Source organism: Erwinia sp. JUb26 (assembly GCF_003751505.1).
Lineage (GTDB): Bacteria > Pseudomonadota > Gammaproteobacteria > Enterobacterales > Enterobacteriaceae > Erwinia.
In genome coordinates this window covers 508,246-532,158 of sequence record NZ_RJVB01000003.1, presented here as the reverse complement: position 1 = coordinate 532,158, position 23,913 = coordinate 508,246, and the positions used below count along the sequence as shown (strand labels likewise).

At 47.5% G+C, this 23,913-nt stretch carries 25 protein-coding genes and 2 pseudogenes; 20 read left to right on the top strand and 7 right to left on the bottom strand.

The window, feature by feature from the left end:
- Positions 1-211: 211 nt before the first annotated feature.
- On the bottom strand, positions 212-1,012 hold the full coding sequence (locus tag EC836_RS11200) for a MipA/OmpV family protein (RefSeq protein ID WP_123333190.1): 801 nt from the start codon (positions 1,010-1,012) through the stop codon (positions 212-214).
- 1,066 nt (positions 1,013-2,078) lie between these two features.
- On the opposite strand from EC836_RS11200, the gene EC836_RS11195 reads away from it, so the two are divergent.
- From EC836_RS11195 to virB10, 15 genes are all read left to right on the top strand, one after another.
- Complete coding sequence (locus EC836_RS11195) at positions 2,079-3,005, top strand: hypothetical protein (protein ID WP_123333012.1); 927 nt, start codon at positions 2,079-2,081, stop codon at positions 3,003-3,005.
- A 141-nt stretch (positions 3,006-3,146) separates the two neighbouring features.
- Entirely contained in the window at positions 3,147-3,353 is a 207-nt protein-coding gene (locus tag EC836_RS11190) for an AlpA family transcriptional regulator (RefSeq protein WP_123333010.1), read from the top strand.
- Between the two features lie 4 nt (positions 3,354-3,357).
- Positions 3,358-3,942, top strand: a complete 585-nt coding sequence (locus tag EC836_RS11185) for a DUF2857 domain-containing protein (RefSeq protein ID WP_039493206.1) — start codon at positions 3,358-3,360, stop codon at positions 3,940-3,942.
- Positions 3,932-4,141, top strand: coding sequence for a TraR/DksA family transcriptional regulator (locus EC836_RS11180; protein WP_039493204.1), 210 nt, complete (start codon positions 3,932-3,934; stop codon positions 4,139-4,141). The genes EC836_RS11185 and EC836_RS11180 overlap by 11 nt, the downstream gene beginning before the upstream one ends.
- Positions 4,142-4,547: 406 nt before the next feature.
- Positions 4,548-4,781 carry a hypothetical protein gene (locus tag EC836_RS11175; protein ID WP_123333008.1) on the top strand — a complete coding sequence of 78 codons (234 nt, stop codon included), beginning with the start codon at positions 4,548-4,550 and terminating at the stop codon, positions 4,779-4,781.
- Positions 4,782-4,849: 68 nt separating this feature from the next.
- Positions 4,850-5,560, top strand: a complete 711-nt coding sequence (locus EC836_RS11170) for a lytic transglycosylase domain-containing protein (RefSeq protein WP_123333188.1) — start codon at positions 4,850-4,852, stop codon at positions 5,558-5,560.
- Positions 5,560-5,853, top strand: coding sequence for a TrbC/VirB2 family protein (locus tag EC836_RS11165; protein WP_123333006.1), 294 nt, complete (start codon positions 5,560-5,562; stop codon positions 5,851-5,853). The genes EC836_RS11170 and EC836_RS11165 overlap by 1 nt, the downstream gene beginning before the upstream one ends.
- A 10-nt stretch (positions 5,854-5,863) precedes the next feature.
- Positions 5,864-8,608 (top strand): VirB3 family type IV secretion system protein, encoded by a 2,745-nt coding sequence (locus EC836_RS11160; RefSeq protein WP_123333004.1) that lies wholly within the window; start codon positions 5,864-5,866, stop codon positions 8,606-8,608.
- A 20-nt stretch (positions 8,609-8,628) separates the two neighbouring features.
- On the top strand, positions 8,629-9,333 hold the full coding sequence (locus tag EC836_RS11155; protein ID WP_123333002.1) for a type IV secretion system protein: 705 nt from the start codon (positions 8,629-8,631) through the stop codon (positions 9,331-9,333).
- An 11-nt stretch (positions 9,334-9,344) separates the two neighbouring features.
- Entirely contained in the window at positions 9,345-9,569 is a 225-nt protein-coding gene (locus EC836_RS11150) for an EexN family lipoprotein (RefSeq protein ID WP_123333000.1), read from the top strand.
- Positions 9,570-9,579: 10 nt separating this feature from the next.
- Entirely contained in the window at positions 9,580-10,644 is a 1,065-nt protein-coding gene (locus tag EC836_RS11145) for a type IV secretion system protein (protein ID WP_123332998.1), read from the top strand.
- A gap of 83 nt (positions 10,645-10,727) precedes the next feature.
- Positions 10,728-10,865 carry a hypothetical protein gene (locus tag EC836_RS24835; RefSeq protein WP_017346468.1) on the top strand — a complete coding sequence of 46 codons (138 nt, stop codon included), beginning with the start codon at positions 10,728-10,730 and terminating at the stop codon, positions 10,863-10,865.
- Positions 10,858-11,541: a virB8 family protein gene (locus EC836_RS11140; RefSeq protein ID WP_123332996.1), complete on the top strand. Its 684-nt coding sequence runs from the start codon at positions 10,858-10,860 to the stop codon at positions 11,539-11,541. Before EC836_RS24835 ends, EC836_RS11140 begins: the two co-directional genes overlap by 8 nt.
- Positions 11,541-12,446, top strand: a complete 906-nt coding sequence (gene virB9, locus EC836_RS11135) for a P-type conjugative transfer protein VirB9 (protein WP_123332994.1) — start codon at positions 11,541-11,543, stop codon at positions 12,444-12,446. Before EC836_RS11140 ends, virB9 begins: the two co-directional genes overlap by 1 nt.
- A gap of 19 nt (positions 12,447-12,465) precedes the next feature.
- Positions 12,466-13,707: a VirB10/TraB/TrbI family type IV secretion system protein gene (gene virB10, locus EC836_RS11130; RefSeq protein ID WP_123332992.1), complete on the top strand. Its 1,242-nt coding sequence runs from the start codon at positions 12,466-12,468 to the stop codon at positions 13,705-13,707.
- Between the two features lie 309 nt (positions 13,708-14,016).
- Here the strand turns inward: virB10 and EC836_RS11120 are convergent, their stop codons facing one another.
- Positions 14,017-15,024, bottom strand: a complete 1,008-nt coding sequence (locus tag EC836_RS11120; RefSeq protein ID WP_123332988.1) for a hypothetical protein — start codon at positions 15,022-15,024, stop codon at positions 14,017-14,019.
- Positions 15,025-15,061: 37 nt separating this feature from the next.
- On the opposite strand from EC836_RS11120, the gene virB11 reads away from it, so the two are divergent.
- From virB11 to EC836_RS11100, 4 genes are read left to right on the top strand one after another with little or no spacing between them, the layout of a single operon-like run.
- On the top strand, positions 15,062-16,081 hold the full coding sequence (gene virB11 / locus EC836_RS11115; protein ID WP_123332986.1) for a P-type DNA transfer ATPase VirB11: 1,020 nt from the start codon (positions 15,062-15,064) through the stop codon (positions 16,079-16,081).
- Positions 16,078-16,476 carry a cag pathogenicity island Cag12 family protein gene (locus EC836_RS11110; protein WP_123332984.1) on the top strand — a complete coding sequence of 133 codons (399 nt, stop codon included), beginning with the start codon at positions 16,078-16,080 and terminating at the stop codon, positions 16,474-16,476. The genes virB11 and EC836_RS11110 overlap by 4 nt, the downstream gene beginning before the upstream one ends.
- 47 nt (positions 16,477-16,523) lie before the next feature.
- Positions 16,524-16,826 carry a TrbM/KikA/MpfK family conjugal transfer protein gene (locus EC836_RS11105; RefSeq protein WP_123332982.1) on the top strand — a complete coding sequence of 101 codons (303 nt, stop codon included), beginning with the start codon at positions 16,524-16,526 and terminating at the stop codon, positions 16,824-16,826.
- 49 nt (positions 16,827-16,875) lie between these two features.
- The gene (locus tag EC836_RS11100; RefSeq protein ID WP_123332980.1) at positions 16,876-17,181 is read left to right on the top strand and encodes a dpoa decarboxylase; all 306 of its coding nucleotides are present in this window, start codon (positions 16,876-16,878) and stop codon (positions 17,179-17,181) included.
- 1,058 nt (positions 17,182-18,239) lie between these two features.
- Here EC836_RS11100 and EC836_RS25120 read toward each other — a convergent pair.
- Positions 18,240-18,335: pseudogene (locus EC836_RS25120) on the bottom strand (hypothetical protein); the annotation flags it as partial.
- A 332-nt stretch (positions 18,336-18,667) separates the two neighbouring features.
- Here EC836_RS25120 and EC836_RS11080 point away from each other — a divergent pair.
- Positions 18,668-19,906: an IS110 family transposase gene (locus EC836_RS11080; RefSeq protein WP_123332978.1), complete on the top strand. Its 1,239-nt coding sequence runs from the start codon at positions 18,668-18,670 to the stop codon at positions 19,904-19,906.
- Positions 19,907-20,018: 112 nt separating this feature from the next.
- On the opposite strand, the gene EC836_RS11075 is transcribed toward EC836_RS11080, so the two are convergent.
- The 4 genes and pseudogenes from EC836_RS11075 to EC836_RS11060 form a co-directional block, all read right to left on the bottom strand.
- Positions 20,019-20,915 carry a plasmid partitioning protein RepB C-terminal domain-containing protein gene (locus EC836_RS11075; RefSeq protein ID WP_123332976.1) on the bottom strand — a complete coding sequence of 299 codons (897 nt, stop codon included), beginning with the start codon at positions 20,913-20,915 and terminating at the stop codon, positions 20,019-20,021.
- Positions 20,908-21,807 carry a ParB/RepB/Spo0J family partition protein gene (locus EC836_RS11070; protein WP_123332974.1) on the bottom strand — a complete coding sequence of 300 codons (900 nt, stop codon included), beginning with the start codon at positions 21,805-21,807 and terminating at the stop codon, positions 20,908-20,910. The genes EC836_RS11075 and EC836_RS11070 overlap by 8 nt, the downstream gene beginning before the upstream one ends.
- Positions 21,797-23,353, bottom strand: a complete 1,557-nt coding sequence (locus EC836_RS11065) for a recombinase family protein (RefSeq protein ID WP_233599236.1) — start codon at positions 23,351-23,353, stop codon at positions 21,797-21,799. Before EC836_RS11065 ends, EC836_RS11070 begins: the two co-directional genes overlap by 11 nt.
- 174 nt (positions 23,354-23,527) lie before the next feature.
- Positions 23,528-23,713, bottom strand: a pseudogene (locus EC836_RS11060) (DNA primase); the annotation flags it as partial.
- Between the last annotated feature and the right edge of the window lie 200 nt (positions 23,714-23,913).

Sequence of the window (23,913 nt, the reverse complement as noted above, 5' to 3'; positions counted from 1 at the left end):
AACCGGGAATAACTGAATGCATTCACTCATAGCTTGGAACATTATGAGTATACTCTCCAGTAAAAATAGCGGTTGGCACATCGTTTTTAAGAGAGGTAACTGCATGTTAGTAACTTTTTGTATGGTCTGAAAATACTATCAAGGTTATTCCATAACTGATATTTTATCGCTCATGATATGAATTTCCATGAGCGATAGATCATTTAGCGCATTAGAAACGGTAAATATAACCAATACTTACCGATGTCTGACTTGAGTTGTCAACTAATGGACTATCTTTAATACCACTCCCAAACCGGGTGGCACTTGCATCAAGGAACAGCGTATGCTGGCGAGCCATGGTATAATCCATACGAATTCCCACCTCCATATTGGTGGTAGAATTCCCCTCATAAAAACTGCGATCTACCCGCACCTCTGATCTTTTCACGCCATAGTAATAATCAACAAATTTGCTATCAACCCATTCGACGGCGAACCTTGGCGTTAAACCGAAAGTCCCGGATGCAAACCGTTTTTCTGCCTGTAATTTTGCTCGAGAGCCTTTACTATACCCGGACACTTCACCGAGAATTTCCGCCGAAAGATCGACAATCCCAGTTTTCCACATCATTGCTCCCCCGGCCCATACACCGCCCTTGCGGTCATCCATACCGGTAAGAAATGGAGAATCATCCGCATCATAACCATCCCCGGCATATTTGGCTCGTAGGCTCAGTGTAAATGACTCGTTAGAGAGAAATTTAAGATCTACTTTAGGAATAGAAGCACTAATCCATCTGTTTTCATACGAAAACAAAGGTAAAGGGAGTACATCAACATCAATATCGCGATATGGTTTTTGAATGGCTGCAACACCGGCACCCACCCCCCATTTCGAGGTTTCATTACTGCTACTAGTTGATGTTTCCGCTATTGCAGCTGGTATCCAGAAAATTGACATCATAAGAGAAGCCAAAACATTAGACACAGAACAGCCAACCAACTTACTAGAGTGAGAGCGATGCTTCATTGCATAGTCCTTTTTAACGTGGGGGATACACATCCAAGAGCCATCAATCAGGGATCGAAGCTCATAAGTCTGGAGAAACACATTCATCTTCAGTGACATAATGGCCAGCCAATATATGTGACCTTAACCAAGGTGGTACTTTACTATGTTGCCTTCATACACTTCTGATTCTTCTAATCTACTGATTTTACTACTTAAAACGTCATAAGCAGCTCATATTGAGCTGATGCTCGGTGATCTTGCCAACAACACTTTCTTCACAATCGAAGTCACTCCTCACTAAGGATTTGGGGCTAAACATCTTGGTTGCAGTCTTATCCATTGATGACCTGAGTAATACTCGATTGGGTAAAAACCTTTCAATACATACACTTGTAAGTTTTACTGCGACCATCGCACCGCTATAACCATTAAAACCGCTTCAAACGGTAAACATACTGATGTTTGCGTACAGTACAAAAACAATCCATAATAACGAAACGATACTGTTTCGTTTCGATTGTGTCAATCCATAACGATACGAATTAGGTTAACCCCTCTCTCCGCGTCACTATGGGGTTACAGTTAACTGATTCAGCATAATGCCGCTGGGTGGATGCCTCTGCTTAAAAATGCTTTTACATAGTGCTGAAATGTTACGATTGAGATGAATTGGGATTTATTTACGGCATCCAGAGAATCCCATTAAAACTATATTTATTTGTACGTTTATCCGCTGTCAGCTGGAAGTTAATTTTACAAGTAGTTATTTGTTACATAGAACAGAAATGTCCGTGCATTAATCATTCTTTAAAGAGAATGCCGAATATTACCTTTAAAAGGCTAAAGAACTATTTTAACCATGATACGATTAAGACGCAAATCTCATGATTACAATATAAAACTCAAATTTACATTCCTTATTTCCACTCTAATAAACACCCTCGTTATTTTGCATAATCGACACATTCAGTAGAGTATCATTAAAAATCCTTTTATGGTTTTTATTTCAAAAAAATTAAAACCACAACTTTGTTAAGTGCAGATATAAAAAGTTTTGCACTTAATTAAGAAGAGGACTTAAGCCATGAAGAAAAATAACACCTTATCTAACATTAAGAATATCATGCCGAACTGGATTACCATAGATGAGGCAGTAAATACGGCTAATCAATTGATAAACAAAAAGATTACATACAGTGATATTTGCAGGAGTGCACTATGCGGTAAAATATCACTATCAATATATTTTCAATCATCTATAACGATTCGAAAAATAAAAGAATGCAATTCTAAAATAAAAGTAAAACCTACTGAAAGCTCATTGTTCAACAGGATATGTATCCTTGATAGCACTTGCTTCCTCAGTGGTAGGAATTTAATATCAAGCACCGAAGGTGAGTATATTTCTGCTACCCATAGTGTACTTGAAGCAGCTCTAATAGGTCATGAATATAAATTAATACAACGGCTACTTGCTAAATCCCTAAACATCCCAACACCAATAAAAAGACCTGAATATACAAATTATGGTATTTTTGTTGTTGTTTCCGGAATTATTTATCAAGTATTTGAGAGAACGACCTGGAAGGAAAGATTTGAACAGCAATTGAGGAGACTACCTAAAGGTACTGCAAAGGAAATCAGTGAAATAGTTTCATCCAATCTTATAAGCAAACTCTATAATAAAGAATTTTTTCCGCTCCATTATTTGCCTCAGGATGCATGCTTTGTCATTCGTCAAACTGAACTCGAAAAATTAATCAATTTACGACTCAAAAACGAAACTATCCGATTGTCCTCGACACGTATAACTACACCATTATCAAGACTATTCTGGCTCTCTTGCAAAAACAATGAGTCAATAAGTTCATTAATCAAGCAACCCTATAAACTGCTTTCCATCTTCGAGCAGTGGGCCTCAGTAGAAGGCATGACTGATCGTCTCAGCGGTGACACATTGAAAACTGCGCTTGAACGCGGTTCACCCGCATCATTTTTAGCATCAAAGTAATATTAAACTTAGTTCTTCTACCTAAAAACCCGTATTAAGGATTGTGGTATCCGTAATACGGGCTCATCAACTGTCATTCTCTCCCTCACTGTGCTTATTTGTCATCTCCGGGCATATCCCATTTCTGTGCTGGAGGTATCTATGACATCTCATCAGTTATTACGGCTGAAACAAGTGGAATTAAAAACCGGTCTGAAACGCTCACAAATCTACCTGTATATGAAAGACGGCACCTTCCCCTCTTCAATAAAGATTGGGCCTGCCAGCGTAGCCTGGCTCGAATCTGAAATTGACGATTGGATTAACCTCAAATTAGCTAACCGCTTAACACACGGAAGGGAGATATAACATTATGTTTCTCTCACTGAATTATGTGGTATTGACAAACGCCCTTGCCGCGCTCAAGGACGGTAATTTTCGTTATTGTGAAATGTTAGGATTCACATTCGACGAATTGAATGCCCTCAATCAGCTCTCCCTCGACGAACTCTTCATCGTCAGCCGGGCATCGGCACAATTTATGTCGATCACTGTCCGTCACAATGTTCTACAACAAATCCTGACATTGTCCCGCCAAGAGGCTCAATGCCAGCAACAGATTAATCGGGCCATCAGGTTGGGAGGGTCTATTGCACTCCTGAATCACTTTTTTGGTCTCACCTCGAATGAGGTCTGCTCTCGCCGACGGTTGCTGGGTGTCACCATACCTTATGGCCGAACGCCTATACCAGATGAAGCCGTTGATGCCGAAATCTGGCTGTTATGGCAAAAGAACCGAACAGAGAGACTTGATACACCTGACGCTCTGGAGGCAATGATGCAGGTCACTGAATCATTGTCTTCTCGAGAAAGAGGGTCTTCCCTTACCGTCGTCTGGAACCGCATCACACTTTGTGAGAAGGAAGCTCTGGACAGGAGGACATCACATGCCAGATGAGATCGATCGCGATCAGGAATTTAATGAGCAACGTCTGGAAGAGATGATTGAACAGAATCGTTTCAAGCCAGCCACCACGCCCTCATTACATTATTGTCGATTGTGCGGTGAACCCATTCCAGAAAAGCGTCGGCAAACTTTGCCAGGTGTGGCAACTTGTACGGAATGCCAAACCATACTTGAGCATCACCAACGTTGATACCAAGATAGCACTCGTGCAGAGAAGTTATCTTCTCTGCACGGTTTTTATTATCTTAATAAATCACTATGCGATTTTTACCCATGCGATGCAGGATTATTAATTTAATTAAACCCACTCATTAGTGAATAACAGAAGTGTATTTATCTCTCATTTCCTTTTTGATTTTATTATTTTCATTCTGACGCTGACACCGCACGCTAATCACGCCACGTTCCACTGGCGAGCTTTATGGACGTTTATTCGTTCGTGGCGAGTATTGCTCTTTAAAAATATGAATCGGGCTGTCACGCAACCACAATTCAGGGTGCCGCTGAATGTTCTCGCTGACCCGTTGAAACCGGAATGCAGAATCGGGATGTGACCCGTTGATTTTATTCGTTGTTGATCTGGTTAGAGGATAATCATGAGAAAACCCACATATCACGTATTTATTACCCAGGAAAGCACACCCGATACGCAGGGCGAAAAAAACACCTACTGGACCAGGGTTGGCGTGGCATTCGCTCACAACGGCAAGCCAGGCCTGAATATTGTCCTGACGCCCGGTATCGCGGTTTCCGGCAAACTGGTTCTGCTTGAGCCAAGAGAGGACACCAATACTTCACAAGGTACCGGCAATATCGAAACAGCACTTTAACCCTTCCTGTTCCCCTCTGCGTGCAAGGTCTTTTGACTATGCACGCTGTCTTCAATTCCGAGGCCATTATGCTTTCAACCTCTGCCTTTCTGGCGGCGGCCATGCAGTGCGCCGCCAGCATTCATCCCTCTACTGCGCTCGACGTGGCGCGAGTGGAATCCGGTTTCAACCCTTATGCCATCGCCGAAATTATCCCGAAGGCCACAGGCACCCTCGGTAATCAAAATATTATCTCACATCATCCCGCCAGCCAGGAAAAAGCCGAGCAGATTATCCGCCGTCTTATGGCACAAGGACGCCGTTACTCTGTGGGGCTGATGCAAATTACCAGCACCAACTTCCGTCATTACCAGGTGACTGCCCGCGACCTGCTTGATCCCTGTACCAATTTGTCCGTCTTTGAACGCATTCTCAGCGACTGTTACCAACGTGGCGGTTCTCTTAAAAGAGCGTTGAGCTGCTATTACTCCGGCAATTTCCGTACCGGACAACAGCCGGAAGCGGCTTTTTCAGGAACCAGCTATGTGCAACGGATTGGTTATGCTGCGGCCTCTCCCCGCTATGTCGTCCCGGGCACCCGCGAGGACAAATTAACGGCAACCGTTCCCCAGGAAGCCTTTCCTGCCGGTAACACTTCCCGTCCCCGCGTTATCTGGCCAGAAGCCGTCGTCCGTGGTGTCCCCGCAAAACTCCGTCAGGAGAAAACCGCCATCGTACAGACTTCAGCGCCATCAGTGCGCCGGAACCTTTCCCTGCCAACCCGAGATAAGGAAGAATAATGACACGTTTCCGTAAGCTAAAGTTTGCTGTCAGCCCCCTATCTGCCTGCATGCTGACAGTTTTTTCTACAACAACGGCGTTTGCAGATGGTTTCACTCGCGCAAATACCGTGATGGAAAAGGTCTCCACCGGTCTTCATGGTCTGGCGGCCATCACCATCACCGTGGCCGTGATCTGGGTGGGTTACAAGACCCTCTGGAAAGGCGAAAGCCTGTCCCAGTGCGCCTACATCATCATCGGCGGGATTCTGATTGGTGGAGGCAGTGAGATCGGCGCACTGCTGATGAGCTGAGAGGTCATCTATGGCAAAGCTACTTAAGGCAATGAAACGCCCGGCGGCACTATGGGGGGTGCCGATGGTCCCCCTGCTGGGTGTCACAGGTATCACCATCATCGTCGCTGTCTGGACTTCCGCCGCTTTCCTTGCCTTGCTCCCGGTTGAATTTCTGGTGATGAAATCCGTCACCCGGAATGAGCCCATGCGGTTCAGCCTGATTGCCGTCTGGCTCAGGGCAAGAGGAAAACCGGCAGCAAACCGTCTGTTTGGTGCAACAGCGTTTATGCCCGTTGAGCATGATGCTGTTGATATCACGGAGTTTCTCAACGCCATGAAACTGAATCAGTGTGCCACGCTCAGGAAGTACATTCCGTATTCATCGCATATTCATCAGCATGTTGTTCGCTCACCACACAGTGATCTCTACTGCACCTGGGAACTGACAGGGACCCCGTTCGATTGCGAATCAGAAGAAACCCTCAGTATTGACCGCAACCAGTTGCACGGACTCATCCGCTCATTCGAGGGGATGCCGGTCACCTTTTATATCCATAACGTGCGGGAGCCGTTTACCGATTCGCTGCATAAGGCATCCGGCAACCCTTACGCCGATGAAATCAGCCGTCTGTATTATGCCTCGCTGGCGGCAGACCCATTTCGCCGTAACCGCCTGTTCCTGACCGTCTGCTACCGTCCGTTTGTTAGCCTGGAAAAGGCCGGACGCAGACGCATGAATGACGGCAAGAAGCTGAAAGAGCTGGACGCTGCGCTGCGGGAAATGCTGGAAATCAAAGGTTCGCTCGATACCGCACTGTCACGCTACGCCGCACGTTCTCTTGGCACGTTCACCGAAAGTCACGCGGTATTCTCCTCCCAGTTATCCTTTTATGAGTACCTGTTGACGCACCAGTGGCGCAAGGTGCGCGTCACCCGCGCTCCGGCGTATTCGATGATGGGGTCGGCGGCGCTGTTCTTTTCCGGGGAGTCCGGGCAGATAAATCACGCCAGCGGTACACGGTATTTCCGGGGGCTGGAAGTGAAGGAGTTCCCGGAGGAGACCGCGACAGGGATGATGGACTCGCTGCTGTATGCCCCCTGCGATTATATAATCACCCAGTCGTACACCTGCATGTCACGTGAAGAAGCCCGCAAGGCCATCAAACGTACCCGACGTCTGTTAATGAGTGCAGATGATGATGCGGTGTCACAGCGACTGGATTTGGATGTGGCGCTCGACCTGCTGACCTCGGGGAAAATCGCCTATGGAAAACACCATTTCTCCATCATGGTGTTTTCCCGCTCGCTGGACAATCTGGTGGCCGATACCAGTGAAATCAGCAATGCCCTGAACAACCTTGGCATTACACCGGTTCCCGCCGCACTTTCGCTTTCAGCCGCGTTTATGGCGCAACTTCCTGGCAATTATCATCTGCGGCCTCGCAAGGGCGAACTGAGCAGCCAGAATTTTGTTGAGCTGGCCGCACTGCACAATTTCTACCCCGGCAAGCGCGATAACGCGCCCTGGGGGGATGCGATGGCCTTACTGCGCACTCCCTCAGGGGATGGTTACTATCTGAACCTGCATAACACGCTGGCGGACAAGGACGAATTCAATGAGAAGAACCCGGCCAGTACCTGCATTCTCGGCACCAACGGTTCAGGTAAAACCATGCTGATGACGTTCCTTGAAAACATGCAGCAGAAATACGGGCGTAAGGACAGCTTTTCCCCCGATGCGAAAACCAAACGACTGACCACCGTTTATCTGGACAAGGATCGGGGCGCGGAGATGAATATTCGGGCACTGGGAGGCCGTTACTACCGCATCACACATGGCGACCCCACGGGGTGGAATCCGTTTTCTCTGCCACCGACGAAACGCAATAGCAGTTTCATCAGCCAACTGATGAAACTGCTGTGTACACGTAACGGCGCGACCATCACGCCCCGTGATGAACGCCGTCTGAATGACGCCGTGCTGGCGGTGATGAGTAATGAACCACAGTATCGCATCTATGGGATCACCCGTTTACTGGAGAATCTGCCAGAGCCTGCCACCCGGGAGGCGCAGGAGAACGGTCTGAGTATTCGCCTGTCGCAGTGGGCACAGGGCGGCGAGTTTGGCTGGGTGTTTGATAACGCCTCAGACACCTTCGATATCAGCCACTGCGATAACTTCGGCATTGACGGCACGGAGTTTCTGGATGATGCCAACGTCTGTGCGCCGATCTCCTTTTACCTGTTGTACCGCATCACCACTCTGCTCGACGGACGACGACTGGTTATCTTCATGGATGAATTCTGGAAATGGCTGAAGGATCCTATCTTTAAGGATTTCGCCTATAACCGGTTAAAAACCATCCGTAAGCTCAACGGTATGCTGGTTGTGGGGACCCAGTCCCCGGCGGAGATCATCAGGGATGAGATTGCGCCCGCCATCATTGAGCAGTGCGGAACACAGATCCTGGCAGCTAACCCCAATGCAGACCGGGCACACTATGTGGACGGGATGAAGTTTGAACCGGAAGTGTTCGATGTGGTGAAAAATCTGGATCCGCAGGCCCGCCAGTATGTGGTCGTGAAAAATCAGTTCAGGCGTGGCGACACAAAACGTTTTGCTGCACGCGTGACGCTCGACCTCTCAGGTATCGGCAGATACACCAGAGTGATGAGCGGTAGCGCCGACAACCTCGAAATCTTTGATTCCCTGTACCGGCAAGGGATGCAGCCGCATGAATGGCTGAATTCCTACCTGGCTCAGGCACTCTGATAACCCAAAGGAGGTCCATGATGAAAAGGCGTTTTCATGCCCTGATTTTCGCGGGCGTCATTGCCAGCCCGCTGTCGCACGCTGGTATTCCCGTCCTTGTTGATGCTGACCCGCTGCGTGAGCTCGAATGGTTGAAAGAAGCACAGCGCTGGATGCAGACCGCGCAACATTATCAGAGCCAGATCCAGGCGTATAAAGATCAGCTGGCGACGGCCACTGGTGTCCGTGATATCGCTGATTTTGTGGATCAGACGAATAGTCTGAAATCAGATCTGGAAAAACTGCGCAAACCGGGCCAGACACTCAATGACCTGCTACTTTCCGGCGGCACCTCCGGACAGTTCGATACGCTATATGCGAAGTACCGGGTCTTCGATACCTGCAACGTGGATCTGTCAGGAAGTTATGCCAATACCTGCAAACAGCTGGTCATCAATAAAGCGATACAGTTTGAGCAGACTGGCGAGATCCAGGAGCAGGTCAGCCAGACACTGGGCGAGATTAACGGCCTCTCTAACCGCATCGCACTATCCAAAGACTCAAAGGAGTCTCAGGACCTTGCCAACAGCATTCAGCTAAAATCAGTGATGCTGAACACGCTCACTGACCAGTGGGAAATGAGCGTGAAGACAGCAGAAAAACGCGAAAAAGTACTGGAGGGTGAGCGTATTAAACAGTGGAATCAGCAACAGTTAACTGCGCCAACCCCTGATTTAAACCGCTAGAGGAGTCTCACATGCGTTTATTAACCTTTTCTTTCCTGTCCTTATTACTCATCATCAGTGGCTGCAAAGAAGAAGCCAAAACCACTCAATGGTACATAGATCATCCCGATGAGCTAAAAGCAGTGTATGAAAAATGCCAAAAAACCGGCGATGCCTCAGATAACTGTAAAAACGCCAATGAAGCCCATTATCAAATTCAGCAGTTAAATGCCCCCACTCCCGACCTGAACTCATAGTGAGGTTAATATGCCCGGTGGTGTATTTATCGGTGTTGAAAAACACCTGATAGGAGGAGTTACTGACGCCACAAAGGGACTGATGATGTCATATTCTTCCATGATGGTAGGGCTGGCGGCAACGTCGGCCACACTCTATATCATGTGGCGCGGTTACCAGACCCTGGCAGGTAAGCTGTCCACGCCAATGGAAGATGTCATGTGGGACATCATGAGGATGGCAATCATCCTGTCCTTTGTGGCAAATGTCAGCGGTTATCTCGATGGGGTTATTGACGCCATCAATGGCTTAAAGGAGGGATTTTCCGGCAGCGATAATATCTGGCAGTTACTGGATAGCTTATGGGGTAAAGCGAAAGTATTGGGTAAAACGTTACACGACATGGATAACTCAACGTACATAAAAGATGAGGGCATGACGGCTCAATTTTATGTCTGGCTCGGGATATTCGTATTAATGATTATCACCGCCTTTATTTCAATGATCGCGGAAGTCATGGTTTTACTGCTAAGTATTACCGCCCCCGTCTTTATCTTTTGTCTGCTGTATGGCTTTTTACGCCCCATGTTTAACAACTGGCTGCAAAATGTTTTCGCCGCCATATTAACGGTTCTGTTTTCTGCGTTGTCACTGCGCATTGTCGTTAATTATCTAAACTCGCGGTTAGATATTGCAACCCAACTGTCAGCACAATCCAACATTGTGGAGTTAGGCGCACAGGTCTGTCTGGCCGGTGTCTGTGCTGCAATACTGGTCTACCTCTCCGCAAAACTGGCCGGAGCGCTGGCCGGAGCCAGTGCAACCATATCTATGCAAGGGCTGGCAGCGGTGGGTATCGGCGCGGCAGCTTTTGGTGCCGGGAAACTGGCAGCAGGAGCCGGGCAGCAGACAACCCGCACCCTTCAGGACAATATTCAGGGCTGGAGAAATGCCAGTGCGGGTAAACCCGGCAGTGGTCCGGGATACAGTGCCGCTCAGGCACGTAAGAATGCGATTGAACAGATGATTGCCCGCAACGAAGCCCGGAGACTGGCGCGATCAAGAGAAACGGCCGTTCAAAAATTCCATCGTTAAACCTGTTATCCCTGCTGAAATACTCCCGTTAATTCCTCCGACGAAAACATAACCCTGTTTTCATCTCACTAAGGAAGCACCCAATGAAACGCTTGATTGCGCTGGCTTTGCTGTGCGCGCTTTCCGGTTGCGCGCAGTCTCCCCGTCCTCCTGCCTTTGGTGGTCAGGGCATCCCGGTGAACACCCCTCAGATTATGGCGGAGTTAAACAGTCATGAGTGAACAGACCCTCATTGCGGATTCCCGCACCTTTGAACAGCAGATGATTGAGCGGGACAAACGTGCCACAAAAGCCGGGTTTATGGTGGGCGGCGCGGGGCTGATCCTCGCCGCACTGGCGCTTATCGCCGTAGTGCTGATGTTGCCGCTGAAACAAACGGTCATTGAACTGTACACAGTTGATAATCATACCGGGCGGGTGGAGCACGTCACCCGCGTATCAAAGACCAGCCTGACGGCCGAGGACGCTTATCAGAAGGCGATGACCACCAGCTACGTCAGACTGCGTGAACGATACATGTACCCTTCCCTGCAGGACGATTATGCAACAGTACAGGTTTTTAACAGTCCCCCAGTCAACGATGACTACCTGGCGCTGTATGCCGGAAAAGATGCCCCGGACAAGGTGTACCAGAATGGGACAAATACCGTGCGAATCGACATTCTGTCAAACCAGATCACCTCAGGCACGGATCCCGATAAAGTTGCCACCCTTCGTTACAAAAAGACCATCCGCCGCCTCGCGGACAATAGCACACGCATCGAATACTGGGATGCCCGCCTGACATTTCACTCCGACCCCGGCCGAGAAATGAGCGATACGGAACGGGAGGTTAATCCGTTCGGTTTTATCGTGACCAGCTGGCAGGCAGACCGTGAAATTCGGGGAGGTGAATAATGAAAAGCATCACTCTTATCCCGCTGGCGCTGATGATGTGTGGCACGGCATGGTGCGCGGCCATCCCGCAGGCCAGCCGCTATGATGCCCGCGTTCAGCAGGTTGTCTATAACCCACTGAACGTTACTGTCGTCAGCACCCGGCCCGGTTTCATGACCACGCTGGTCTTTGACAGCGACGAAGCGGTTATCAGTGCCAGACCCGGTTTTGAAGAAGCGTGGGAAGCCACACCGGACGCCAACCGGGTCAACGTCCGCCCGGTGGCGCTCGTTCAGGGCGCGCCCGGCGCGGACGGTAACACCACGCAGGTGGTGATCCCCCCTAACAGCCAGGACTGGCATACCAACCTGCTGATCGTCACTACCCGTCGGCTGTACAACGTCGAGCTGAACGTCATCGATGATAAGTCACCGCAGCAGCCTGCTTTCCAGGTGAGTTACCGTTATCCGGGCGAAGACAGGGAGAAGGCCAGCCGTGAGACAGCGGCCAGAGCGCTGGAGCGCGAGCAAAAACAGCAGCAGACTGACATTCAGCAGGCCCTGAATGCCGCGCAGACGCCACGCAACTGGGACTACCTCAAATATCCGGGGCGCGACAGCACCCGTATCGTTCCGGATTTTGCGTATGACGATGGCCGGTTTACGTTCGTGGGCTTCTCCCCGGCCAAATCTATTCCCTCCGTGACAAAAGAGCTTAACGGCCAGGAGCATGTGGCTAACAGCAGTATCCGCAGAAAAGGCGACTTCACCGTACTGGTCATTCAGGAGGTCACGCCCCGTCTGGTCCTGCGTTCCGGTAACGCCGTGGTCGGCCTGGAAAATCGCGGTTTTGGTAAGGTCCAGGCCGCTGATGGTGCCACGGTTTCACCGCATGTTGAGCGGGTGGAAAAGGCCGCAACCCACTGAAAAATGAGGAGTCATGCAGATGAACGATGAACACCCGCATCCGGTGCCTGATGGCGCAGAGCCTTCTCCAGCACAACGAGATGATGATATTGCCACGCTGGAGCACGAGGCCCGTGCAAAGCGGGAAGCGACGCTTCTCACCGCGCAGGACGATGAAGAGAACGATCCGCTACAACCCGCCGTAAACAAACTGAAAAAGCGCAGGCGCGGGAAAGCCACCGCGTTTCTGGCACTCGCCGCCGTTGCGCTGATTGCGCTGGCATGGGCGGGCAACTGGATATACCGCAATCTGCTCTGGCAACCCGGTGAAGAGAAGCGGCAGGATGCTGCGCCACAGCCGAACCGCAGCGATTACCGGCAGCGCACCGATCTGGGTACGCAAGATACCGGAGCAGAAGCATCGGAACCGGCAGAAAACAGCCCGCGCATGACGACAGCCCCGGAGCCTGAAATGCCGCCTCAACTCAATAAAGCCCATTTTTTGGTTCGGCGCGATGGTTCAGCCGCTGCGGCCCAAAACCCGGTACGGACCCGGCAGCAGGAGATGACGCAGGCAACCTCTGACATGCAACAGTCAGGAACGTCATCTACTGATCAGCAAAACACCACCGCGCCACCACTGGAACCCTCCCCTGCAGCAGTGCGGCGTATTCCTTACAACCCGGACCTGTACGTCCCGGAAAATACCGCTATTCCCTGCTCACTGGATTACCGCTTTGTCTCGGATCGGGCGGGGAAAATCCGCTGCACGATCGCCGACGATATCTGGAGTGCCAGCGGTAATACCAAACTGATTGAAAAAGGAACCACGGCTTCAGGCGTTTATCAGACTGGTGCAGAGACAGGAATGATGCAAGGACAGGGACGCGCCTTTCTCATCATCACAAAACTGCGTACCCGCCAGCCCCCTTATCTTGATATTCCGCTGATCGACACTCGCGCAGCTGGGGAGCTCGGCGAGGCTGGCGTTGACGGTTGGATCGACACGCATTTCAGGGAGCGATTCGGCGGCGCATTACTGGTTGGTATGATCCCTGATATTGGGGCATGGGCATCCAACAGCGCCGGTCAGAAAGATCGTAATACAGACTATACCGAAAACAGCCGTCAGGCCATGGCGGATATGGCACGTACCACGCTGGAAAACAGCATCAATATCCCACCGACCCTCGACAAAAATCAGGGGGAGATCATCAATCTGATCACAGGGCGGGATATTGATTTTTCCGGCATCTATACGCTGAGGTTGAAGAGTGAATAATCGAAAGTTTCTGTTTGGCGTCACCGCGACAGACGTCATCGTCAGGGACGATTACAGCAATGCCGTAGTCAACGACGTAATGTCACACCTTACCGGGATCAGGAGAATAGTCATGACATGTTATCGTGCCGGGGGCACATTGACAGAGCTCATCATTGACTTTGGGGAAGAACAAACGTTCTGCCTCACCATCGGTGAAGGTTCTCTGGATGTACCGCCTTTTACCTCAGACGATATCCGGCTGGCACATAAGCAGATATCGCTGCCTGACATCACCGATATTATCATTCTTGTGACGACATTAGCCCGCTATGCCGAACTGTCCCCCTCCTGCTCCGGGGATGGAGAATCATCTACCCTGCTGGAGTTCAGCTCGTAGTAAATCGCCAGTTGGCGCAGCTTTGATATTTCAAGGTTGATAACGGATTTTCCTGCGCTATTTTCCCTTTCAAAAACAACCGGATTGAGCAGAAATACACGGAAATATCTGACGTTCTCTGTGTCCAAAATTTCATCGATATAATGACCAAATCGCCCTTTCGCCATCAGATCTTTACTGACATACAGGCGAACAGGTTTACCCTCATATTTATCAAAGAAATTAATAAGAAAACCCCGGCCATACCGATGCATCAGGGTCCCACCGCCATAGATGACGCCCGCGTAGGGGTTAGTCAATCCTCGCTGAATATGCGTTATATATTCATGAAGATAGACCTGACCGTGATGCATGATCCTGAGTCTCAATGCCCTGAACTCATCCTGAGGCAGCGTTTCTTTCGCTTCCTGCCATGTGTCGATCAGTCGCTGCAGCTGGTTGGTTCGCGTATAGCGACTCCAGCGTGGCTCTTCATCTGCACCGGACTTTTCATCATCCCCGACAGGTTTTTTTACATGAGCGGGAGTGGCAAGCTTCAGGGGATCAGCTGGCTCACCCTCAGGATCATCAATCGAAGGGTCAAAGCAGTTGATATAGTCCGTCAGCTTTTGCTTTGCTTTTCTTTCCGTGAAATCAGCCTCTGATTCGTCCGGCCGTCTGTCCTGATCGGCACCCTCGGTGAACGCGATCCATTCACATCCGAACTTGTGAGGATGGGGGGAACGGAAGTGTGCAGCCTTGAATTTTTCGCCATCCTCAGCTTTGACGTGATAGTTAACGCCGCTAATGGTGACATTACAGTTGCGATCGCTACAGGAAAAAGTGAACCGCTTTCTTTCTTCCGGCTTTCTGGAAAAAAATTCCGTTCGCGCTTCATCAATGGACAAGCAGCGCCCCAGTTCATGGCAATAAGCGAACAGTACCTTCGTCTTCGACATGCGCCCTCCATACGTTCATCCGATTCAAGGATATCACATGAAAAACCTCTCTCTCGACCGCTATAAGCAGCGATTTTTTGGCGATTTTTTGGATCGCCAGGGACTGACAGAGATCGCCGTCAACCGCCCGGGTGAGCTTTTCACCAAAATTAACGGCGTCTGGGAACAGCACACCGTCCCGCTGGATTATGAGGGCTGCTACAACTTCGCCAGATGCCTGGCGAAGCATCACGGCGACAATATCGAAGATATCAAGCCGGGGCTGTCAGCCACGCTGGAATCCGGCGAACGTTGTCAGGTTATTGTGCCCCCGGCCTGTGAGCGTAACACGGTGTCCATCACCCTGCGTAAACCCTCACAGGTGCAAATCCCGCATCAGGACTATATCGCCGCCGGGTTTTATAATCGGGTGACGGGCACAGAAAAAATACAGACGCACGATCAGGAATTACTGGCCCTGTATAACGCAAAAGATATTCCACGCTTTATGGAAAAGTGCGTGGAGTACGGCAAAACCATTGCGGTGGCCGGGGAAACCAGTACCGGGAAAACCACTTATATGAAGATGCTGATTGGTTTTATTCCGCGCCATCTTCGTATTACGACCATTGAAGATAATCCAGAAATCACCCTATTTATTCATAAAAACTACGTCCACCTTTTTTATCCGTCAGAATCGGCAGATGAAAAAGGGTCAATTGTGACGCCCGCCAGCCTGCTGCGCTGGAATTACCGCATGAATCCCGACCGCATACTATTAACCGAAGTACGCGGCGGTGAAGCCTGGGATTTTCTAAAGATAACCGGTTCCGGCCATGAAGGCAGTATGACCTCTGTCCATGCCGGTTCAGCAATGGAAGCGGTAGACGGGTTTATTACCCGCTGTTATGAAAACCCGCAATGCGCCCGGCTGCCTTACACCTTTATGTTACGCAAGGTGCTGGACAGTCTGGACGTTATCGTGAGTATCGACCTGGACGGTAATATGCGCCGGATGAATGATATTTATTTCCGGCCACTGCACCGCAGCGCCTTTTTTGAGGAGATGAAAGCATGATGAAGGTTATCAATATGCTGCTATTTTCGCTGGTACTTTCCGGCTGTTCTTCACCCCCGCCACCGGTTACTGTTGAATGGGATAAACCGGGCCAGTCAGTCAATACCGGTTTACCTCAATGGCGAGACAACCCGGTAATTATTCTTTCTCCGATGGTTAAAGATACATGGTTATTATCCATTCACACACGGAATTTTAATGAGACACACTGGACGCCCGCCGTATATTACGCGGCCGCCCACTCTGCACGTATTGTTGTTGCTACAACATCAGGCGCAGAATTCTTTACTGCAAAAAACTGGCTGCGTCGATATGGTGCAAAAGGCGTTATTGAATATCAACCTGTCTCTGGATGCCTGACATGCAGCGACACTCGCATTTATTTTTCACATTAAATCCTCCTCTCACATCCTGAAATTAATCATAGGCTAAAGAATCCATCATGAAATACTTCGTTATTGTGGCGGCAATGCTGTGCATTGTCGCCGGAACACCTGTTTATTCTTTCGCTGCTGACCCGTGCGAAGTGGTGCTTTGTATGTACGGTAAAGCAACCGGAAACAGTGGAGGAAGCGAATGCCGTTCTGCGGAGCGTGCTTTCTTTAAAATCGTTAAAAAGAATAAACACGGTTTTTTACCCAACCACACACTGAATGCCAGAAAAGATTTTCTGGGGGAATGCGCCAGTGCTGACCCGGAGGCGGTGAATAAAATCCTTTCCAGGTTTGGCAGGTTCAGATGGTAATACAATCCTAGCCGTTATCTTAATATATTCCCTGCATGGAGAAACAAAAGTGAATAAAGAAGACCTATTTATTTCCAATATTCACTCAACGCATCACGACAGAATATCTGTCACATGTATCTATGATTCTCTGTCAAAAGAAGCCAATCAGGGATGCGGGCTTTATTACGAGATCTATGAAAGCCGATTTATCGGTTTATTGCGACATCATCTGTCACAGCTTAATGAATCGGACGCCGAGAAGCTCAGGCGGTATGCCGAAAGTCAGGGAACGAAAGTCGATGATGATACCTATCATGCGGTATTAAACTCTGAACGAGAATGCCGGGCTGAAATAGCCCGCGAACAGATGTGAATCACAAACATTGATAATGTATCGAATGACGCCACAGACTGACAGACGGCGGGTTTCAGGCGTGCTTATTTTTGGCTTCAATTTCGGAGAAATTGCTAAGCCGTAAAATAAGCATGTGGAGCGCGGACAGAAAATTCAATTTCGCAGAAATTGCTAATTTTCAGGCACCGCGCCCACCTGCGAACATTCGCCCAAAGCGAATTGAGCAGACCGGGGGGAGCCGAATAAATTTCGCCGCCCCAGCGAGCGAAAAGCTGTCGCCCACGACAGCGGTTTATTTGGGGGGCTTGCCCCGCACACCGTCAAGCCAGGTAATATTTCCCGCCCCAGCGGGGAATATTACCGATCAGGCGCGACCAACCCCTTTAAAGCAGCGTTCCCGTTTTTTGGAGCTTGCGAGAAAAAACAGGCGAAACGCGCGTCTTAAAGGGGTTGGTCGCGCGTAGCGCGTGACGGTGTGCCGCCTTTGACTTTGGGGGTTTTGGCGTGGCGTCCAGCTGCGACATTACCCCCATGTGACAGGCAGTGAGGGCGTCCAGCCCGAACGTCATGGCACACGCCGTTGCCTGTGATTCGGGCGTTTCAGATGGCAGACGACCACGGGTCGGCGGGTATCTGAAAGCACGGATAACGGATATGCACGCGGGATGCGGGCAACGGTTTCATGGGCGTCATCGGTGGGCGTCACTGATGGACGCGGGGTCTGACGTCCATCAGTGACGCCCACAGGCAACGCTCATACCCGCATGAAAACGGCAGTTCCTGGTGTATAAGTTTTCATGGCAAAAACAACACCGGGATTTTATACGGATTGCCCCGTCCATTCGCCCCATATCGTGGTCCGAATGAGCGGGATGATGCCATGGGGCGAAAGGCTGCAGGAGAGACTAACGGGATACGCGGGCTCTTTGCCGCCCGTACCCGCAGCCTGCGAATAGTCCAGGTATCTGATACCCGGACTATTCGCAGGAAAATGAATATCTTCTGAAATATATCTCATTCTGTCGGCCCCGATATAAGACTAACGCCACATTCCCTGCCGGCACCTTATTTTCCACTCAGACATTATCCATCAGATAATGGTGTGCTTTTGAGGCTGCGCTGGATGCCCTGAAAATATAACGTTTGTCGTTTTTCAGTGCTTTCAGCCACGACTGCGTAATTGCATCTTACTTGACTACCCGTTTGCTAATCACTTGACCATCGCCAACAAAAATGAGTGCAGCTCACCTACTCAGTTGACAGGCAGCTTTAGCGAAATATAGTCATTCGCACCCTGAGAATTACACTTTGAAGTGATTCAGGGTATGCGCTTACTGGTTACGAATATTGAGCGAGAATCATGCGATGATCGCCGCTTTTCTTTCGAGCCAGTAGGTGCTCCACGTTCGCTAACGAATACTCAGGGCATGCAGATAAACTGCTGGCTATATTTCTTTCGAAGAGCGTGGAATGCATACCAATCCCCGATAAAAAGGAGTTGGTGATGACTGTGACTAATCAGTTTGCTGCGCACGTTGGTCTGGACTGGGCAGATAAAAAACACGATGTCTGTGTTCAGTTTAAAAACGGCGAACGCGTATTCCATGTGATTGAACATACAGCAGAAGCGCTTGATGCCTGGCTTACTGAGTTACACCAGAAGGTAAAAGGTAGAATCGCAATAGCTCTCGAGCTGAAGAAGGGACCCGTGGTATATGCTCTTCAAAAATATCCCTTTATCACCGTTTTCCCCGTCCACGCTTTGTCACTGGCTCGTTACCGGCAAGCCTTCTCTCCCAGCGGCGCTAAAGATGACCCGCAGGATGCAGAGCTGGCATTAGAGTTAATGCTGCGTTATCCCCAAAAGATAAAAGCCATTGAACCCGACAATGCGAATATCCGGTTACTCCAGCAACTGGTTGAGCAGCGTCGTCAACTGGTTGAAGATAAACGCCGTTTTGTGAACCGTATAATCAACACGCTTAAACAGTATTATCCTCAGCCCCTGGAGTGGTTCTCACATCGGGGTAGCTTACTGTTGTGTGAACTGATTATACGATGGCCCAGTCTGCAACAACTTAAACGAGCCAGGCGCGACACGATCCGCAACTTTCTGAATGCCAAAGGTGGCCGCGCAATAGCCCTTACCGAGCAGCGTGTTGCGAGTATTGATAACGCGATCCCATTGACGACAGACCCGAGTGTTATAGAGGCTAATGCTTTGATGGCAACAGCACTGGCGACACAAATTAAAGTCGTGAGTGAAATCATCAAAACCTATGACGAACGAATCGAAGCGCTGTTTGACACATTGCCAGATGCGGGGCTGTTCAAATCACTTCCGGGCATGGGGCCGTGTATGGGCCCACGGATGCTTGCTGCACTTGGTGATAACCGTGACCGGTTTAACAGCGCTGAAGAAATTCAAAACTACGCAGGTGTTGCACCGGTGACAGAACGAAGCGGCCAGAAATCCTGGGTTCACTGGCGATGGCAGTGTGCCAAGTTCGTCAGGCAGACCTTTGTTGAATGGGCTGCCAAGACGGTTACCTCATCATACTGGGCCAGACTTTATTATCAGGGACTGCGAGAAAAAGGAAAATCTCACCAGTCTGCAATCCGGGCTCTGGCGTTTAAATGGATAAGGATCATTTACCGCTGCTGGAAGACCAGAACCCAGTACGATGAAGCAAAGTATTTGCTGGCTCTCGAAGCGCGACACTCGCCCTTACTGAAGCCATAAAAAGCTTGTCGAATGTCTCAGGGCGTGAAGCGGACATTCTGCACCTCTTCTCATGAGGTGTATTGGCTCGGACTCGCACTGACAGTTTCCGCAGACAGATTTCTGACGCACTCTATAGATCTTCATTTGTTTGCGGCTTAATATCATCTATTGAATTTACCTTCGATATATTCTTGAGTTCAGTAAGGTATTGTGGCTCATTTTCAAGAAACCAGTGGAGTATTTTAGGGCTTGATAGCAAAGAATCAATATAGGACCTGGCGATCGAAAACTTTAGAGTATTCGCCCCATATTCATTTTTTATCTTGCTAGTTTCCTCTTTGGTTACAGTCATTTCTCTTTCAAGACGTAGCATTGCTTGTTTGGCTTGATTGTTTTTAAGCGGTTGTTTTTCTTCTTTTGCCAGTAAATGCGCCGGAGTGTTATCAAGCATCGATACAGCCAACCCTCGAGAGTAGTTATCAAAGCCTATCATTGATTCAACTGCTTCAATTTGTCTGATTGGCTTCATCTTTCTCAAAATGGAAAATGTAGTTCTAGGGACAGGTTTGTCTGATAAAAGAGAAATAACTATAGGGTCTATCCCGGTCAAAAGATTTGTTTTCCCTATAATATTATCAACGGAGATTCCCAGCACAGCACTTAGCTTTTCAACAGAAACTTTAGTTAAAGCCTTTTTTATCATTTTATATTCTTGTATAGGGTTCATATGATTGACGTGTTTGTTGGGAGTGAATGTATCATCTAAAGTTGATATTATACATGCAGCCTTTTCAATTCCTAATTCTTTCATTGCTTCAATTCTTAAATGTCCGTCTAGGATTCGAATTTCATTCTCTTTTTTATCGAAGTATACCAAGATCGGTTCAACTAATTCAAATTCTGCAATAGATGTTTTTATCTGCTGATATTTAATTGAGTTCTTAATGTTATGGATAAGAGGTTTTGAAGGTGTTAGTTTATACACATCTAAATGCATAAATTCATTTGAAAAGCTTTGCTTAATCATTTTTGTTATCTCCATTTATTGCAGCAAGAATATGATTAGGTATCTCTACCAATTTTTCTTCATATGCTAATTTTATAAACGAATCATGTTGTAGCAATTTGGTGAATATTTCGTTTATTACTGTCAGCTTTTCTTTTATAAAATCAGAATGTTCTAAGATAGATCTATGTTCATGTATCACATTTTTATACATTTTCATTAGTTCATCCGTAGTCATTCTCCTGCTGTCTTTCTTTTGTGAGAAAGAGATTATACTATTTCCTTTTTTTCCTTCTTGTCGTTGGTTAAGAATACCTCTTATCTTTTGTATGTCTCTTGTCTTAATTAGTTTTTTTTCATATGCACCTACTAATAACCTCTGGGATTCTTCATTATTGCATTTAGAAAACTCTACAGCTAGATAAAGTGGGATTTCACCTCTATCTGCTGCACTCAGTAATTTATGCTCCCCTTTTTCCAATAATTTTCTTATGTAAGAAACCCAGCTTCCTGAGTAGCCGAGTATTTCTGCTATTTCACTGTCACTTAACCCTTTTTTATTCATTGTTCTTACTACTTCAAGCAGCTCATTTGAGCGAGGTTTTCTTCTAACTATGTTTTCAGCAAGGCTCATGATGTAAGCATCTTCTTCGCTGATGTCTCGAATGATTGCTGGCACTAAGGATTCCCCTAACCCTAATATGGCTTCTATTCTTCCTTGGCCGCATACAAGTGCATATGAATATAAAGGATCCTCTATACGCCTCACAGTGACAGGTTTACTTAATCCTCTTTTATTTATACTCTCTTTTATTCCATCATGAATGAATTTATTACGAGAACGTGGGTTTATGATTTTTATTTGATCTATACTGATCATTACTATCTGATGTGGGAATGTTCTAGGCTGCATATAGTTTCCTTATTTGCGTTCTCTTTAATAGGCGGTAAAATAAATTAATATCGTCATATCTATATAATTCAAACAATGCAGGATTGTTTTCTTTAATAATCAATTTAGTGAAGTTAAAGTCTAATTTTGGCAAAATGAAATAATCTACTGGCAGCTTGTTCTCGCTATCCATTCTGATAACTATAGTTATGTCTGGAGTATGATTGGGTTCTAGCCGTATTTTCCAGCGAAGTTTCCCTGATTTTAGTTTCTTACATTTACATATAATCACGGAAACGGACATATTGTTATTTATTATAAATTCTTGTGTGTTAGGCTCCTCTTCTATCTTACAATTGCAATTCTCAATTTCAGTTTTGAATATTTCAATTAACTTTGAATAAAAAACTCTTAATTGATTATTAATCTCAAGATAGGTGTAGTCATGTTCAGGCTTGTACTCTATCAATTGGTATGCTCGTATCAACCCACCAAATCGACTTTTGTAGATTGATGATGAAGGACCAAAATCATCTTCATCAATAATTACACCTGATAATTTTCCCTTTTCCTTTAGTTTTAGCCTTAAATATTCAAGAAGATCCTCATTTGTCATGTTTTTAGAACGAGCTTGGATGATCTCTTGTGCTTTCAAAAATTTCTTGATACTTACAACTTTCTTATAAGCTTTATTGCACCTAACCCACTCCTCTTTGGGATTTTTAACTGTTTTTGTTTTTAGTTTGCTAGATGTTCTGTTATAAACATTATTTCCTATGTACTTCTCATTTGTAAGTATTGTGTGGATCTTACTGCGAGTCCATAGAGTACCATTTTCGGCAAGTGTTCCATTTCTATTCAGTTTGTCTGCAATAAGAAACTCTGGGATGTATTGTTCTATAAACATGTCATAAATTAAATTTACTATTCTTACCTCTTTTGCTGGGCCAGGAGCAAGTATTACTCTATCAGTTTGTATACTTTTGCGTTTGCCGAAAGAAAGAATTTCTTTTATATTCCCTTTTTCATCAATTAAGATTCTACGTAATCCATATCCGGCAATTCCTCCTTGGTGATACCCATGTCTGATTAGATTTGCTTGCCCGAGAAATACTTTATCAGAAATATTTTTACTTAAACTTGCTGCCGCAGCTCTCCTCAGATTTAGCATGACTGAGGCTTCCAGAGGGAACTCTTTTGTCGGCAAAGGTTCTGCACAGAATATCAGCTCAACGCCATGCATCCTAAATAGGTGAGTGTAGTAGGCCGCTTCGTCAGTTTCCTGAAAACGTCCGAATCGGCTTACATCGTAGAGTAGAATTGCCTGTATGCTTATGATGCCCTCCATAACATCGTATACCAGCTTTTTCAATGAGTCTCTACCGGCTATTGATACTCCGCTTTTCCCGGCATCATCGTAGGTGTGCAGGATTTCCATATTATGCTTCTCGGCAAACTTTGCTATGAAGTCTGCTTGATTATGGAGAGAATACTGCTGATGATCTGTTGACATCCTAAGGTACTGAGCTACTGGAATTTTTTGAAGGAGACCTTCATTATTTATCATTTTATCTCCTGTTTTGAGTTTGCCATTTAGTTTTAATATGGTTAAATTTTAGACGTTTTTTTCTGTGGTTACTAAATTTGAACGATACGATAAGAGTAGAGTATGATGCTTTTTTCCTAATCATTTGTTTTTAAAGATTAAAATGATATTGAGATTCTGGTTTCTACGATATGGCGGAGATGTTAGATTTTGTGAGGAGGTTTCCAACGCTTCAATGGTGCTGTCTGTCACGGTCTGGTAAATATCCGTCCGGCTTTTCAATCCTTTCGTTTTTGAGGAGCCTGAGCGCTCCAGCGACGATACGCTGGTCGCCGCTGTGGCGTTAGGGGCGGTAGTCTGGTTGTGCAGGGAAATGGGCATGGTTTTTTCTCCATCAGTGGTGTGATTTTCGTCTTCGTATCGCCTGACGGTTCGCTTTCCCGGCGTCGTTCTGGCCCGCAGGGGCGCAGTATGCGTGCACTTCACCCTTGCGGGTCGGCGGGTATCTGAAATCGCGGATAACGAGCATGCACGCGGGATGCGGGCAACCGGTTCATGGGCGTCATCCGTGGGCGTCGCCG